The following is a 13,699-nucleotide window of genomic DNA, read 5'->3' on the forward strand; positions in this document are numbered from 1 at the left end:
CGCGCGGGGAACCCGTCCCCAGGGTTATCCCTCAAGGAAAATACGGATCTTGAACGGTTGGCGGAGCGTGCCGGAGTATCGGGGCGCCCCTACCAACCGGAGTTCCCCCATGCGCAAATTCCTCGGCCATCCGCTGACTCAGGCATTCGGCCTGCTCTTCGTGGTGCTGGCCGTCTTCTTCGTCCTGCAAGCCGTCCTGGCCTCGGTCTTACAGATCGGCCCTGAGAACTTCACCCCGTTCTTGGGGCTGCTGCTGGGCCTGACGGGAGTGGTGGCAGCGCTCGTCACCATTCCGCTGGCCCGGCGCATGGAGGGCGAGTCGCTCGCGGGCCTCGGCCTTCCGGCCAAGAGCGCGGTCCGCCACCTGTTGAGCGGTCTCGCGGTCGGCGGGGGCGTTCAGGTGCTGGTGTTCGGGATCATGGCCTTGGCGGGCTGGTACACCGTCTCGGCGGTCAAGGTGGACGTCGGGTCGCTCGTCACCATGACGTTGCTCGCCCTGTGCGTCGGCTTCTGGGAGGAGTGGGCCTTCCGCGGCGTGCTGCTGCGGCTGCCGGAGAAGGCCATCGGCTCCTGGTGGGCGCTTGTGTTCAGCGCCGTGATCTTCGGGCTCATCCACGCGCCCAACGCCAACTCCACGCCCCTGGCGCTGGTCGGCATCGCCGTGGTGGGCGGGCTCGTGATGGGTGGCGGCTTTCTGCTGACCCGCTCGCTGTGGTTGCCCATCGGCATCCACACCGGCTGGGACCTGTTCCAGAGCTCGGTACTCGGGGCGGGATCGACCGGTGCCGGCGCCATCAGCGAAACCCCTTTGCTGCGCGGGCATGTCAGCGGCCCGGAGCTGTGGACGGGCACCCCCGGCGTTCCGGAGGCCGGGCTCCTCCTCATCCTGGTCGCCATAGTCGTGGGAGTCGTCCTCCTCGTCCTGGCCGCGCGGGCGGGCCACATCCGGGCGCCGCGCAGGAAGACGGCTCTGGCTACCGTGTGACCATGCGGGTGATGATCGCCGACGACTCCGCGTTGTTCCGCGAGGGCCTGGCCGTCCTTCTGGAACGCGCGGGGTTCACCGTCACCGGCCTGGCCGGCGATGGGCAGACACTGGCGCGACTGGTTCTAGCCGATCCGCCCGAGGTAGCGATCTTGGACATCCGCATGCCGCCCACCTATACGGTCGAGGGCCTGGAGCTGGCCATCCGGCTGCGCCGGGAGCATCCGTCCGTCGCGGTGCTGCTCCTGTCCAACCACGTGGAGACCCACCACGCCGGAGAGCTCTTCGGTGGTAACCCGCACCGGACGGGCTACCTGCTGAAAGATCGGGTCGGAGCACCGGCCGAACTGGCCGACGCGCTGCACCGCGTGGCGGCCGGACAGACCGTACTCGACCCCGTCGTGGTCTCGCAGCTGGTGTCCCGGCCCCGTGAGCCCGGCCCGCTCGACCGGCTCAGCCCACGCGAGCGGGAAGTGCTCACCCTCGTCGCGGAGGGCAGATCGAACCAGGGCATCGCTGACCTGCTCGGACTCACGCAGAAGACGGTCGAAGGCTACGTCCGTAGCACTTTCGGCAAGCTCGGCCTAACGGACACGGCCGCCGATAACCGACGGGTCCTGGCCGTCCTCCGATATCTGCGCAGGTAACACGGCTCGTACGGTGGTTCCCACCCCAGGCGGGCTGTGCAGTGAGAGAGTCCCCCCGCACGCCTCCACCCTGTCGGCCAGGCCGCGCAAACCTCCTCCCGGCACGGCACCCCCGCATCCGGCATCGGTCACCTCCACGGTCACCAGGCCCTTCTCCAGCACAGCGGTGATCCCCACGGATGCCGCCCGGGCGTGCCTGCTCGCGTTGGCCAGCGCCTCCGCGGCCACGAAGTATGCGGTGCGCTCGACCTGCGGCGGCAGCCGTACGGGCAGCTCGGTTCGCACCCGGACCGGCAGGGCGGCCCGCTCAGCCAGCGAGCCGAGCGCGGGACCCAGCCCAGCCTCGGCCAGCACGGCGGGGAACGCGCCGCGCGCCAGCTCCCGTAGCTCCTCCAAGGCCCGGCCCAGCTCGGCGACAGCCTGATCGAGGCGAGCCGGTTCGTCGCGTGCCAGTCCCAGCAACAGCCGCACGTTGACCAGCCGCTGCTGGGCGCCGTCATGAAGGTCTCGCTCAATTTGGCGCCTGGCCTCATCGCCGGCGTCGACGAGTTCGGCCATTCGGCGCGCCGCTTCCCTGCGTCCGAGCACGACACGGTAGGCCAGCGGCCAGACAATGAAACCCAGCACGACCAGGCTGTCCACCAACTCGCCGGTGAAGTAGACCGCGAACCCGCCGGCCCGCGCCAGATTTTCCGCCTCAAGCGCCATCAGCAGCAGCATGACCAACAGCCCGGAGAACATGACGGCCGCGTCGCGTTCCTGCCGCGGCAGCCGGGCCCAGCGCAGGAACATCGCCGCCGACAGCCCGACCACGTACGCACCGACGATCACCACACCGAAAAGGGCCAGCGCCGTCCGTCCTGCTTCCCGGCCGAACGCCTGAGCCAGACAGAGACACCCCCCGCCGGGCGGCTCTCTGTACGCCATCGACATCGCGGCGGACAGGAGTGGCACCGCGTAGCCGAGCGCCACGACCCCTCGACGGACCGGTGTGTCCGCGCGGCCGTGCGGGAGCACGACCATCACGTGTCCGAGCAGCCCGTGCTGGAGGGCCGCCGCCACCGCGCCCAGCACGACAGCCACGGGCACGCCCGTGTAGCTGACCCCGGTGGCCAGCCACATCACCCCGCTCCAGGCCAGCAACGATCCCACCGGACTGTCCGGCCACCGTAGCCTCGCCCACAGGCCACCCGTTACTGCGGCGCCTCCTGCCGCATAGCCCATGAGCAGCAGCGGGACCTTCGTCACCACGAAGTCCGCACCGATGATGGCCACTGTTCCCAAGGCGGCGAGCACGACCGCGAGCGGGGTGATCAGCCTGTGCACCCGACCATTGTGAAGCCTGGCCATTCCAGGGCATACCGGTGGACGCGCCGGATCCCGTGGTGAGCATCCGCTTCGCGTACCACGTCCTCCACGGAACGGGTCCGTCAGTCTGCGGTCTGGTGGTACGCCAACTCGTAGAGGTGGCCGCCCTTGATCAGCACCGACACTTCGATCGGCCGCTCACCGTCGCTGTAAACAACCCGGAACTGCCGAAACACCGGCACATCAGGTGGGAGATCCAGTCCCTGCACCTCCGCTTCAGTGGGCTGTCGAACGGAGAGGCGATCTATGAAGTGGCGCTGCGGAAACCCGAGGTCGGCCAGCGCCTGTGGCGCGCCACCGCGGATTCTTCCCCGGCTGGCCAGCGGGCTTCCCGCTGCGATGCTTACCGGGTAGTAAGACCATGACAGTTCCACGGGGGCGCCGTCGTGCAGAAGGAGCCGATGGCGCATGACGACCAGATCTTCGCTGCTGGTAGCAAATGCCGCAGCCACATCGCTGGGCGGCGCTACCTGTCCGACCTTCAGCAGCTCATAGCTATATCCACGGGGATCTGGAGACATATACGTGCTCGCGTTGACGACGAGAGGCTGCCTGTCGCGGACGAACACGCCCTTTCCCGCGTGGCCGCGTACGAATCCTTCGTCCTTCAGTGCCTGAAGAGCACGCTGGATTGTTGCGTTCGCCGCAGCGAAACGCGCCACCAGATGCGGTGTGGAAGGGAGTTGCTCGCCTGCCTTCAAGTCGCCGGACATGATCTCCGCCCGCAGTTCTGCTGCGATCTGCTGATGGCGCGGACGAGAATCCAGCCGCCTACCCACGATTGCAGGTCCCCTCACTTGATGATCACCTGATAGCGCAACTCGCGACCGTAGGCCACCATCGTCATCACGCTGACCTCAATCGGCGTTCCGTCGCCGGTTCGGACGATGCGGGTCAGGACCAGAACCCAGTCCTCTGGTCGAAGTTGGAGAGCGTCTTGCTCCGTCTCGGTCGTGGGGCGAGCTCGGACGGCTTCTTCCGCGCTGTGCGGGTGGTAGCCGAGGCGGGCGAGCAGAGTGGGAGCCCCGCCAGAGATCTTCCGCATCTCGGCAAGCTGGGTGCCACGGGCGATCGTCGCCGGGTAGTAGGAATCGGCGAGCTCTGTTGGCCGGCCGTCCGCGAGCACGAGACGGCGGCGGACGAAGGCGGTTTGATCCGCCGCCAGTCCGAAGGCCCGCACGACTTCCTCCGGCGGATGGACCTCTTCCACTGCCTGAAGGTGATGCGTCCCAACCTTGCCGTGCCGGGAGGCTTCCTCCGCCCATGCATCAGGCTCTCCGGGGCGCCGCGGCCGCACGTAGGGCGCGGAAACGCTGACCCAGCTCGCGTCTTCCATGCGCTCCTCCTTCGGTTGGTTACGAGCTGCTGATCGGCTTCGGGCAAGTACTGTCAGCGGAGTCGCAGATGAGGGCCGGCCAGGGGGACCAGTTCGCCGATGATCGGCGCGCCGGGGATCTCGCCGGCCACCAGCAGGCCGCCGGAGGTCTGGGCGTCGGCGAGCAGTAGCAGGTCGTCCTCGCTGTAGGCGCCGGGATCGAGCCAAGGGCTCACCCAGTCGAGGTTGCGGCGGGTGCCGCCGCTGACGTAGTCGTTGCGGACTGCCTCCCTGGCCCCTTCCAGGTACGGTACGGCCGCCACGTCCACGACGGCCGTGACGCCGCTCGCTCGGGCCAGTTTGTAGAGGTGGCCGAGCAAGCCGAACCCGGTCACGTCTGTGGCGCACTCCGCTCCGGCGGCCAGCGCGGTCCGGGAGGCGTCGCGGTTCAGGGCGGTCATCGCCGCGACCGCCTGCGGGAACACCTCGCCGGTGGCCTTGTGCCGGGTGTTGAGCACGCCGATGCCGAGCGGCTTGGTGAGAGAGATCGGCAGTCCGGGCCGGCCGCCGTCGATGCGCAGCAGCCGGGCGGGGTCTGCCAGGCCGGTGACGGCCATGCCGTACTTCGGCTCCGGGTCGTCGACGCTGTGGCCGCCCGCGACGTGGCAGGCCGCCGCCTTGGCCACGTCGAGGCCGCCGCGTAGGACCTCCTTGGCCAGCTCCATGGGCAGCTTCTCCCTCGGCCAGCCGAGCAGGTTGACCGCCACCAGCGGCTCCCCGCCCACGGCGTAGACGTCTGACAGGGCGTTGGCCGCCGCGATGCGGCCCCAGTCGTAGGGGTCGTCCACCACAGGGGTGAAGAAGTCGGCGGTGGCCACGATCGCCCGGCCGCCGTCGATACGGACCACGGCGGCGTCGTCCCCGTCGTCCAGCCCGATGATCAGCTCCCCCGTGGCTCCGGGGCCATGTGTGTGGAGGTCCGCCACCACGGCCTCCAGCTCGCCTGGCGGGATCTTGCAGGCGCAGCCGCCTCCGTGCGCGTACTGCGTCAGCCGTACCGTCTCGGTGGTGCGTGTCATGGCGCCCTCGGGTGGCTCGCGACGGGTGTGGCGTTTGAGGTCATACCCGCTGTGACGGGTAGGTTCTGCGTTGGAGGCGTCTGGGCGCCTGGTGGCCCCCGCGGTCTTCAAAACCGACGAGGCCGAGGTCCTCGGCCTGGCGGGTTCGATTCCCGTCCGCCTCCGTTCTATTTTCGAAGGGTGGATCCACGCAGGCACGTACCCCGTACTGATGCCGTACTCGCCGATCCGCGGCTGGTCGCGGCGGGTGGGCGGCTGGGCCGGTCGGTCGTCAAGGACGCGGTGGCGCGCGCGCAGCAGCGGGCGCGGAGCGGTGAGATCGGTCCCGAGGAGGTCGCTGACGCGGCGGTGGCGGCGCTTCCGCCGCGGGCCGCGAGTCTGCGTGCGGTGATCAACGCGACCGGCGTGCTGGTCCACACCAACCTGGGCCGGGCACCCCTGTCGTCCGCCGCGATCGAGGCGATGGCCGCCGCGGCCGGTTCCGCCGACGTGGAGTTCGACCTGAAGACCGGCGCCCGGGCCCGGCGCGGGCGGGGGGCGCTGGACGCGCTCGCCCGTGCCGTGCCGGCCGCCGAGGACGTGCACGTCGTCAACAACAACGCCGCCGCGCTCGTCCTGGTGGCGACCGTACTCGCCGCCGGCCGGGAGATCGTGATCAGCCGGGGCGAGCTCGTGGAGATCGGCGACGGGTTCCGCATCCCCGACCTGCTCGTCTCCACCGGGGCACGGCTGCGCGAGGTCGGTACGACCAACCGCACCTCCTACCGCGACTACGCGGCCGCCGTGGGGCCGGAGACCGGATGCGTGCTCAAGGTGCACCCGTCGAACTTCCGGATCGAGGGCTTCACCGGCTCCGTCGAGGTACGCGAGCTGACCGGGCTCGGCGTGCCCGTCGTCGCCGACATCGGCTCGGGGCTGCTGGCGCGCGAGCCACTGTTGCCCGAGGAGCCGGACGCGGCGACCGTACTGGCGGCCGGGGCGGACCTGGTGACGGCCAGCGGTGACAAGCTGCTCGGCGGACCCCAGGCGGGTCTCCTCCTCGGCCGCCGTGACCTGGTCGAGCGCTGCAGGCGGCACCCGCTCGCCCGCGCTCTGCGGGTCGACAAACTGACGCTGGCCGCGCTGGAGGCCACGCTCCGCGGTCCTGTCGTGCCCGTCCGGCTGGCGCTGCACGCCGACCCGGCGGCGCTCGGCGACCGTGCCGCGGCCCTCGCCGGGCGGCTCGCCGAGGCGGGGGCCGACGCGCGGGCGGTGCCGAGCCAGGCCGCCGTCGGGGGCGGCGGTGCGCCCGGGGTGACGCTGCCGAGCGCCGCCGTCAGCCTGCCCGAACGGCTCGCCGCACCGCTGCGCGCCGGTGATCCGCCGGTGGTCGGCCGGATCGAGGGTGGGCGGCTGCTGCTGGACCTGCGCACCGTTCCCGCCGACCGCGATGGCGACGTGGCCCGCGCGATCCTCGGGGCGAGCGGCTGATGTACGTCGTGGCCACGGCGGGTCACGTCGATCACGGTAAGTCCACGCTGGTGCGGGCTCTCACCGGGATGGAGCCCGATCGGCTGGAAGAGGAGCGGCGGCGGGGGCTGACGATCGAGCTGGGGTACGCGTGGACCACGCTGCCTTCTGGGCGGTGCCTCGCCTTTGTGGACGTACCGGGGCATGAGCGGTTTCTCAGCACAATGCTGGCGGGGGTCGGTCCGGTGCCGGCGGTGCTGTTCATGGTGGCGGCGGACGAGGGCTGGATGCCGCAGTCCGAGGAGCACGTGGTGGCGCTGGAAGCGCTCGGCGTACGGCACTGCCTGCTCGCGGTGACCCGAGCCGACCTCGCCGACCCCGCCCCGGCCCTCGAACAGGCACGCACTCGCCTGACCTCGGCCGGGTTGGGTGGGGCGCGTCCGGATGTGGCCCGGTTGGGGTGTGGTGCGGTTGAGGCGGTGGTGGTGAGTGGGCGGACCGGGCAGGGGCTCGATGAGCTGCGGGAGGCGCTGGATCGACTGGTCGCCGCGTTGCCGGCGCCCGATCCGGAGGCGCCGGTTCGGCTGTGGATCGACCGGGCGTTCAGCGTGACGGGCAGCGGGACGGTCCTGACCGGGACCCTGCCCGAGGGCGCCATTTCGGTGGGTGACGAGCTGGCGCTGGACGGCGAGTCTGTACGGGTGCGGGCGCTGGAGTCCCTGAAGGAGCCGCTGTCCTCGGTGACCGGCGTCGCCAGGGTGGCGGTCAACCTGCGCGGTCACGGCCTGCCGGAGCGCGGCCATGGCCTGCCCGAGCGGGGCCGGGCGCTGGTCACACCCGGCAGGTGGACGTACACGGACCTGGTCGACGTCCGGATCACCCCCGTCGGGACCCTCCGGGACACCGGCTCCTGTCCCGGTCTCGAAGCGGCTGACGTTCCGGGAGGAAGCGGCTTTCCGGGCGGAGGCGATGTTCCGGGCGCAGGTGCCGGGCTGGAGGGAGGCCCCGGTCTAGGAGGAGGCGGCGTTCTGGTAAGCGGTCGGGGAAGGGAGGAGGAGTGGCGGCTGCCTCGGCGACTGACCGCGCACATCGGGTCGGCGGCGGTGACGTGCGAGGTGCGGACGCTTGGCGGGCGCGTCGTACGGCTGCGCCTGGCCCGCCCGCTCCCGCTCCACCTCGGAGACGTGCTGCTGCTGCGCGACCCCGGCCGTGACCGGGCCGAGGTGCGGGTGTTGGCGGGGGCGAGCGTGCTCGACGTGCGCCCGCCCGCGCTCGGCCGCCGGGGCGCGGCGCGGGCGCACGCCGCCCGGCTGGAGTCGGCCGCCCCGGACGCCGCCTCGGCCCTGCGCATCCATCGGTTGCTGCGCGCGGCCGACCTGACCGCCATGATCGGCACATCCAGTGACCTGGGCGAGGGATCGGTCTGCGGGGACTGGTACGCCGATCCCCAGTGCTGGGCCGAGCTGGGTGAGCGGCTGGCTGACACGGCGCGGCGGTACATCATCGAGCACCCCTTGGAGCCCGGCATGCCGATCGAGGCGGCCCGCCACGTGCTCGGGTTGCCCGACCGGCAGTTGGTCGCCGCGCTGGTGCGGGCGCCGTTCACGCTGGCCGAGGGGCGGATCGTGACCCGGCCTGCCGGGCTGCCCGAGCCGGTGGCGCGGGCGGTTGAGCGGCTGAGGGGGGAGTTGGCGGCACACCCCTTCCAGGCGCCGGAGGCTGGGCGGTTGGCTGAGCTGGGGCTGGGGTCGCGGGAGGTGGCGGCGGCCGTACGGGCTGGGCGTCTGTTGCGCGTGGCCGAGGGGATCGTGCTACTGCCTGGCGCGGACGTACGAGCGGCGGAGCTGCTGCGTCACCTGTCGCAGCCCTTCACGGTCAGTCAGGCCAGGCGGGCCCTCGACACCAGCCGGCGGGTCGCGGTGCCGCTGCTCGAACACCTCGACCGGAGCGGGCTGACGCAGCGAGTGGACGAGGTTCATCGCCGCTGTTTCTGATCACCCCGAGAGCCACCCCCGCAACCCCCGACAAGCCCGACAAAAGCACTGCAAACACCGTGGCAATCACTCGGACAACCACCCCCCCCGCAACCGCCCTGACCTGGGTTTCTCCCGGAGGGCGGGTATATATTCGAGTTTGGGGATAAACCATCGTCATCGGGGGGTTGCGATGGTTGGAGACCTGCCGCGACGTCTTGTCGCGGAAGCCATCGGAACGATGTTGCTGGTTCTCTTCGGCGCCGGATCCGTGGTGGCCGCGCTGGTCATGCAGAACGGCCGGCTGGACTACGCCGCCCTGGGCATCATCTCGTTCTCGTTCGCCGTGGTGGTCGCGCTGGTCATCTACGCCTTCGGCAGTACGTCCGGCGCGCACATCAACCCGGCGGTCACCATCGCCCTGGCCGCGGGACGCAGGTTCCCATGGGCCGAGGTGCCGTTCTACATCGTTGCCCAGCTCGTCGGCGCGTTCGCCGGCGGGCTGTTGATCGTGGGCGGGTTCGGTCGGCGGGCGGTGGACAACGGCGTCGGCCTCACCGCGCTCGGCCAGGGCGTGAACTATGGGCAGGGCATCCTGCTGGAGGCACTGGGGACGTTCCTGCTGCTGCTCACGATCATGGCGCTGGCGGTCGATCGGCGGGCGCCGAGCGGCTGGGCCGGGTGGATGATCGGATTGGCCGTGGCGTGCGAGATCTTCGTGCTCGGCCCGCTGACGGGTGGTTCCGTCAACCCGGCCCGTACGTTCGGGCCGTATCTGACGACCACGGTGTTCGGCGGTAGCGCGCCATGGTGGCAGTACGGCGTCTACATCGCCGGCCCGATCATCGGCGCGGTGCTGGCCGTCGTGGTGTACGACCTGGTGGCCCGCCCGATGCGCGAGTTGCCCGTGACGGCCGAGCAGGGCACCGCCGGAGAGATCATCGGTGCGCGGGGGGAGGATCTGCCCGAGGCCGCTCATGGCGCCGGGGGTGACATCCCGACGGCCCGGCGCCCGCACGACGACCGGATCCGTGACCGAGTGGGGCACATCGGCCGCCGCCGCTGGCGCCCCGGCCATGGGGGGTGATTCGTGACCAAGTGAGCGAACGAACATCCGCCACCTATCGGGCAAGGGGGAGTCATGCCCGGCAATAGGGGAGTTTCATACGAGGGGCCAGGCAACGTCCAGGTACGCGAGACCGACTATCCCGAATTCGAGCTCAAGGACGGCCCAGGGGTAAACCCGGCCAACGTAGGGCGCAAACTACCGCACGCCGCCATCCTCAAAGCGGTGGCGACGAACATCTGCGGCAGCGACCAGCACATGGTCCGCGGCCGCACCACGGCCCCGCCGGGCCTCATCCTCGGCCACGAGATCACCGGTGAGGTGATCGAAGTCGGTCCCGACGTGGAGTTCACCAAGGTCGGCGACCTCGTGTCCGTACCATTCAACATCGCCTGCGGCCGCTGCCGCAACTGCAAGGAGGGCAAGACAGGCGTCTGCGAGAACGTCAACCCCGACCGGCCCGGCTCGGCGTACGGCTACGTCGACATGGGCGGCTGGGTAGGCGGGCAGGCCGACTACGTCCTGGTGCCGTACGCCGACTGGAACCTGCTCAAGTTCCCCGACAAGGAACGGGCCATGGAGAAGATCCTCGACCTGGCCATGCTCGCGGACATCTTCCCGACCGGATTCCACGGCTGCGTGAGCGCTGGGGTGGGGCCCGGATCGACCGTGTACATCGCCGGTGCCGGCCCGGTCGGCCTGGCCGCGGCGACCTCGGCGTTCCTGCTCGGAGCCGCCGTGGTCATCGTCGCCGACCTGAACAAGGAGCGGCTGGACCAGGCCCACACCTTCGGCTGCGAGACGATCAACGTGGCCTTGGGCGAGCCGAAGGACCAGATCGAGCACATCCTGGGCGAGCCGGTCGTGGACTGCGCCGTCGACGCCGTCGGCTTCGAGGCCCGCGGCCACGGCGGGGAGTCGGACATGGAGCGTCCCGCCACTGTGCTCAACACGCTGATGGACGTCACCCGGGCGGGTGGCGCGCTCGGCATTCCCGGCCTGTACGTCACCGGTGATCCCGGTGCGCAGGACGAGGCGGCCAAGCACGGTTCGCTGTCCATCCGGATCGGCCTCGGCTGGGCGAAGTCGCACTCCTTCGTCACCGGCCAGTGCCCGGTCATGAGGTACAACCGCCAGCTCATGATGGCGATCCTCAACGACCGGGTGCAGATCGCGAAGAACGTCAACGCGACGGCCATCTCGCTGGACGACGCGCCGCGGGGCTACCACGAGTTCGACGAGGGGGCCGCGCGCAAGTACGTGCTCGACCCGCACGGCATGGTCGCCAAGACGGCGTCCTGACGACCCGGTCTCCACTGCGAGCGGCGCGCCGCGCGCCGCTCGCAGCACCTCCAGGGACGGCCCCTGCTCGTCCGGTCGATCACGATGAGGTCGTGGCCCGGCCGAACAGCCGGCCGGCGAGGTCGACGCCCACGACCGTGCCGCTGTCGTCGCGGCTGAAGTAGCCGCGCTGCCCCTTCAGCCCGCCCTCGGTGATGATGTACTCGTCACCGTCTCCGGGCAGGAACCCGAAGGCGGCCGGCGCGTAGTCCGGGGGCATGTCGGCATCCGATGCCTGGCGGATCTCCGGCTTGATCCCGACCTCAAGGGTGAGCTGAAGCCCGTCCGTGGCGATGTCGAGGTTCATGGCGTCGATCTCGTACCGGCCGACGACCTGCCGCGCCCGAGCCCCGTCGTACGGGATCGGCTCGGGGTCCCGGTCGACCACGCCGAGGTGGTTCTCCAGCGCCCAGCGGACGACGGCCTGGTTGAAGGGGTAGCCGTCAGGGCCGCCGTTGGCCAGGGAGACGACGGCGAAGTCGTGTTCGGGCACGATGATCAGCTCGGCGAACTGCCCGTTGCCCGATCCGCCGTGCCCGAAGGTACGGACTCCGTCCACCTCACGCAGGAACCAGCAGATGCCGAAGGCGTCGCCGAGCGTGCTGGCCCGCAGCTCGACCGTCGGCTCCTGCATGCGGCGCAGCGCCTCGGCGGGCAGCACACCATCACCGGTGCCGAGGTGGAACCGGGCCCAGCGCAGCAGGTCGCTCACCGACGACACGCTGCCGCCGCCGGGGTAGTTGGCCTGCGAGCCGGCCCGCCACGACGTCCACGGCCGCGCGGCGCGCATCGTGCCGTCCTCGCCGCGGTTGTAGCCGACGGCGAACCGCCGGATCATGACGTCGTCGTGATCGAAGAAGGTGTTCGACAGCCCCACCGGCTCCAGGACCAGCGCGGCCACGGCCTTCTCGAAAGGCAGGCCGGTGACCTTCTCGATGACCCGCCCGGCCAGGTTGTAGCCGGCCTGGCTGTAGGAGGCCCGAGCTCCGGGCGGCGCGATCAACGTCAGCTCCTCCAGCTTCGCCACGAACGCGGCCAGGGAACCGGCGCCCTCATCGGTGTCGATCAGGTTCCAGTCGAGCCCGGCGGTGTGGTTGAGCAGGTTCAGCACGGTGATCCGCGCGGCGGCGGCCTCGTCGGCGAGCTTGAGCTCGGGTACGTAACGTCGTACCGGTGCGTCCAACTCCACCTTGCCTTCGGCGACCAGCCGCATCAGGGCGGTCGCGGTGAAGGACTTGGTCACCGAGGCCAGGGGGAACAGCGTCTTGTCGTCGACCGGCAGCGGGTTCTCAAGGCTCGTCACCCCGTGAGAGGCGACGAACTCCTGGCCGCCGGCCAGCACCCCCACGGCGACACCGGGAATGCCGAACTCCTTGGCCGTCGCCGCGACGAACTCGGACAGCTTCTCCTGCGACATTGTGTGTCTCCTCTTCTCCCGACCGTTCCCGGCGAGATCTCGTACGTTCTGGCGTGCAGATAGGACGATGGCCGCCGTCGCTGATACGGGCCTGACAGCGCCGTGATACGCGCCCGCAGTCCTGAGATAGTTGACACGACATATATGTCGTGTAATGTAATTTCCATGAGACACGAGATGATCAAGCAGGTATCCGTGGTCAGCACCGGAACGGTGTCGATCCACCCGGAGCACGTGGCCGCCACCCGCAAGCCGATGTACTGGTGGCTGTTCACCTCACGCCGGTGGACGCCTCCGCTGCCGATCAACGTCTATGTGATCGAGCATGAGCGTGGGCTGGTGCTGTTCGACGCGGGCCAGGATCGGGCCTCGGTGACCGACGCCGGCTACTTCCCCGGCGGCATCACGGGAGTGATGTACGACCGGCTGGCCCGGTTCGACATCGGCCCCGGCGACACCCTCACCGCCCAGCTGGCCGCCGCCGGCCACGACATCGCGGACGTGCACACGGTGGTGCTCTCCCACCTGCACCAGGACCACATCGGAGGGCTGCGGGAGCTGACCGGCGCCGAGATCGTGGTCAGCGGTACGGAATGGCGGACGCTCGATGGAGCCCTGCCCGAGCTGCGAGGGCTCCTGCGCTCCCACATCGACATCCCCGGGCTGCGCTGGCGGCACATCGAGTTCGGCGACATCCAGGATCCCGGGCTCGCGCCCTTCACGACCGGCCACGACCTGTTCGGCGACGGCAGCCTCGTGCTGCTGCCCACCCCCGGTCACACTCCCGGATCGCTGTCGCTGCTGGTCCGTGGCGCCGGGCACGCGCCGCTGCTCATGGTCGGCGACCTGACATACGACGCCCATCTGCTGCACGAGGGCCATGTGCCGGGGGTAGGAGAAAGGCGGCAACTGGACGACACCACCAAGGCGATCAACACGCTGCGGGAGAAGAACCCGGGCCTGGTGATCCTGCCGGCCCACGATCCGGGAGCGGCCGCCCGGCTGGAGTCCGTGACGGCAGCCCTGGCCAAGACCGGCGGACGCCCATGATCGCCAAGC

At 70.3% G+C, this 13,699-nt stretch carries 12 protein-coding genes and 1 tRNA gene; 8 read left to right on the forward strand and 5 right to left on the reverse strand.

Going from position 1 to position 13,699, the window contains the following annotated elements; translation table 11 throughout:
• Positions 1-109 precede the first annotated feature (109 nt).
• Positions 110-985 carry a CPBP family intramembrane glutamic endopeptidase gene (locus ACQP2T_RS06090; protein ID WP_433515209.1) on the forward strand — a complete coding sequence of 292 codons (876 nt, stop codon included), beginning with the start codon at positions 110-112 and terminating at the stop codon, positions 983-985.
• A gap of 2 nt (positions 986-987) precedes the next feature.
• Entirely contained in the window at positions 988-1,632 is a 645-nt protein-coding gene (locus tag ACQP2T_RS06095) for a response regulator transcription factor (RefSeq protein ID WP_433515210.1), read from the forward strand.
• Here the strand turns inward: ACQP2T_RS06095 and ACQP2T_RS06100 are convergent.
• The 4 genes from ACQP2T_RS06100 to selD form a co-directional block, all read right to left on the reverse strand.
• Positions 1,570-2,958 carry a sensor histidine kinase gene (locus ACQP2T_RS06100; RefSeq protein ID WP_433515211.1) on the reverse strand — a complete coding sequence of 463 codons (1,389 nt, stop codon included), beginning with the start codon at positions 2,956-2,958 and terminating at the stop codon, positions 1,570-1,572. The genes ACQP2T_RS06095 and ACQP2T_RS06100 overlap by 63 nt on opposite strands.
• A gap of 104 nt (positions 2,959-3,062) precedes the next feature.
• Entirely contained in the window at positions 3,063-3,779 is a 717-nt protein-coding gene (locus ACQP2T_RS06105; RefSeq protein ID WP_433515212.1) for a GntR family transcriptional regulator, read from the reverse strand.
• 14 nt (positions 3,780-3,793) lie between these two features.
• Complete coding sequence (locus tag ACQP2T_RS06110; RefSeq protein ID WP_433515213.1) at positions 3,794-4,336, reverse strand: GntR family transcriptional regulator; 543 nt, start codon at positions 4,334-4,336, stop codon at positions 3,794-3,796.
• A gap of 53 nt (positions 4,337-4,389) precedes the next feature.
• On the reverse strand, positions 4,390-5,394 hold the full coding sequence (gene selD, locus ACQP2T_RS06115; RefSeq protein ID WP_433515214.1) for a selenide, water dikinase SelD: 1,005 nt from the start codon (positions 5,392-5,394) through the stop codon (positions 4,390-4,392).
• Between the two features lie 72 nt (positions 5,395-5,466).
• Here selD and ACQP2T_RS06120 point away from each other — a divergent pair.
• From ACQP2T_RS06120 to fdhA, 5 genes are all read left to right on the forward strand, one after another.
• Positions 5,467-5,559, forward strand: a tRNA-Sec gene (locus tag ACQP2T_RS06120).
• A 15-nt stretch (positions 5,560-5,574) separates the two neighbouring features.
• Positions 5,575-6,864, forward strand: coding sequence for an L-seryl-tRNA(Sec) selenium transferase (gene selA, locus ACQP2T_RS06125; RefSeq protein WP_433515215.1), 1,290 nt, complete (start codon positions 5,575-5,577; stop codon positions 6,862-6,864).
• Complete coding sequence (locus tag ACQP2T_RS06130; protein WP_433515216.1) at positions 6,864-8,837, forward strand: SelB domain-containing protein; 1,974 nt, start codon at positions 6,864-6,866, stop codon at positions 8,835-8,837. The genes selA and ACQP2T_RS06130 overlap by 1 nt, the downstream gene beginning before the upstream one ends.
• Positions 8,838-9,057: 220 nt before the next feature.
• Positions 9,058-9,903 (forward strand): MIP/aquaporin family protein, encoded by an 846-nt coding sequence (locus ACQP2T_RS06135; RefSeq protein ID WP_433515217.1) that lies wholly within the window; start codon positions 9,058-9,060, stop codon positions 9,901-9,903.
• Positions 9,904-9,957: 54 nt separating this feature from the next.
• Complete coding sequence (gene fdhA / locus ACQP2T_RS06140; RefSeq protein WP_433515218.1) at positions 9,958-11,184, forward strand: formaldehyde dehydrogenase, glutathione-independent; 1,227 nt, start codon at positions 9,958-9,960, stop codon at positions 11,182-11,184.
• 79 nt (positions 11,185-11,263) lie between these two features.
• Here the strand turns inward: fdhA and ACQP2T_RS06145 are convergent, their stop codons facing one another.
• Positions 11,264-12,640: a serine hydrolase domain-containing protein gene (locus tag ACQP2T_RS06145; RefSeq protein WP_433515219.1), complete on the reverse strand. Its 1,377-nt coding sequence runs from the start codon at positions 12,638-12,640 to the stop codon at positions 11,264-11,266.
• A 165-nt stretch (positions 12,641-12,805) separates the two neighbouring features.
• Here ACQP2T_RS06145 and ACQP2T_RS06150 point away from each other — a divergent pair, with 165 nt between their 5' ends.
• On the forward strand, positions 12,806-13,690 hold the full coding sequence (locus ACQP2T_RS06150) for an N-acyl homoserine lactonase family protein (protein WP_433515220.1): 885 nt from the start codon (positions 12,806-12,808) through the stop codon (positions 13,688-13,690).
• Positions 13,691-13,699: the final 9 nt, after the last annotated feature.

The organism is Nonomuraea sp. CA-143628 (genome assembly GCF_050942315.1).
GTDB lineage: Bacteria > Actinomycetota > Actinomycetes > Streptosporangiales > Streptosporangiaceae > Nonomuraea.

Excerpts from the sequence above, each read along its gene's own strand:
- ACQP2T_RS06090 (WP_433515209.1), top strand. The coding sequence starts at position 110 with ATGCGCAAATTCCTCGGCCATCCGCTGACTCAGGCATTCGGCCTGCTC.
- ACQP2T_RS06095 (WP_433515210.1), top strand. The coding sequence starts at position 988 with ATGCGGGTGATGATCGCCGACGACTCCGCGTTGTTCCGCGAGGGCCTG.
- ACQP2T_RS06110 (WP_433515213.1), bottom strand. The coding sequence starts at position 4,336 with ATGGAAGACGCGAGCTGGGTCAGCGTTTCCGCGCCCTACGTGCGGCCG.
- selD (WP_433515214.1), bottom strand. The coding sequence starts at position 5,394 with ATGACACGCACCACCGAGACGGTACGGCTGACGCAGTACGCGCACGGA.
- ACQP2T_RS06130 (WP_433515216.1), top strand. The coding sequence starts at position 6,864 with ATGTACGTCGTGGCCACGGCGGGTCACGTCGATCACGGTAAGTCCACG.
- ACQP2T_RS06135 (WP_433515217.1), top strand. The coding sequence starts at position 9,058 with ATGTTGCTGGTTCTCTTCGGCGCCGGATCCGTGGTGGCCGCGCTGGTC.
- fdhA (WP_433515218.1), top strand. The coding sequence starts at position 9,958 with ATGCCCGGCAATAGGGGAGTTTCATACGAGGGGCCAGGCAACGTCCAG.
- ACQP2T_RS06145 (WP_433515219.1), bottom strand. The coding sequence starts at position 12,640 with ATGTCGCAGGAGAAGCTGTCCGAGTTCGTCGCGGCGACGGCCAAGGAG.
- ACQP2T_RS06150 (WP_433515220.1), top strand. The coding sequence starts at position 12,806 with ATGAGACACGAGATGATCAAGCAGGTATCCGTGGTCAGCACCGGAACG.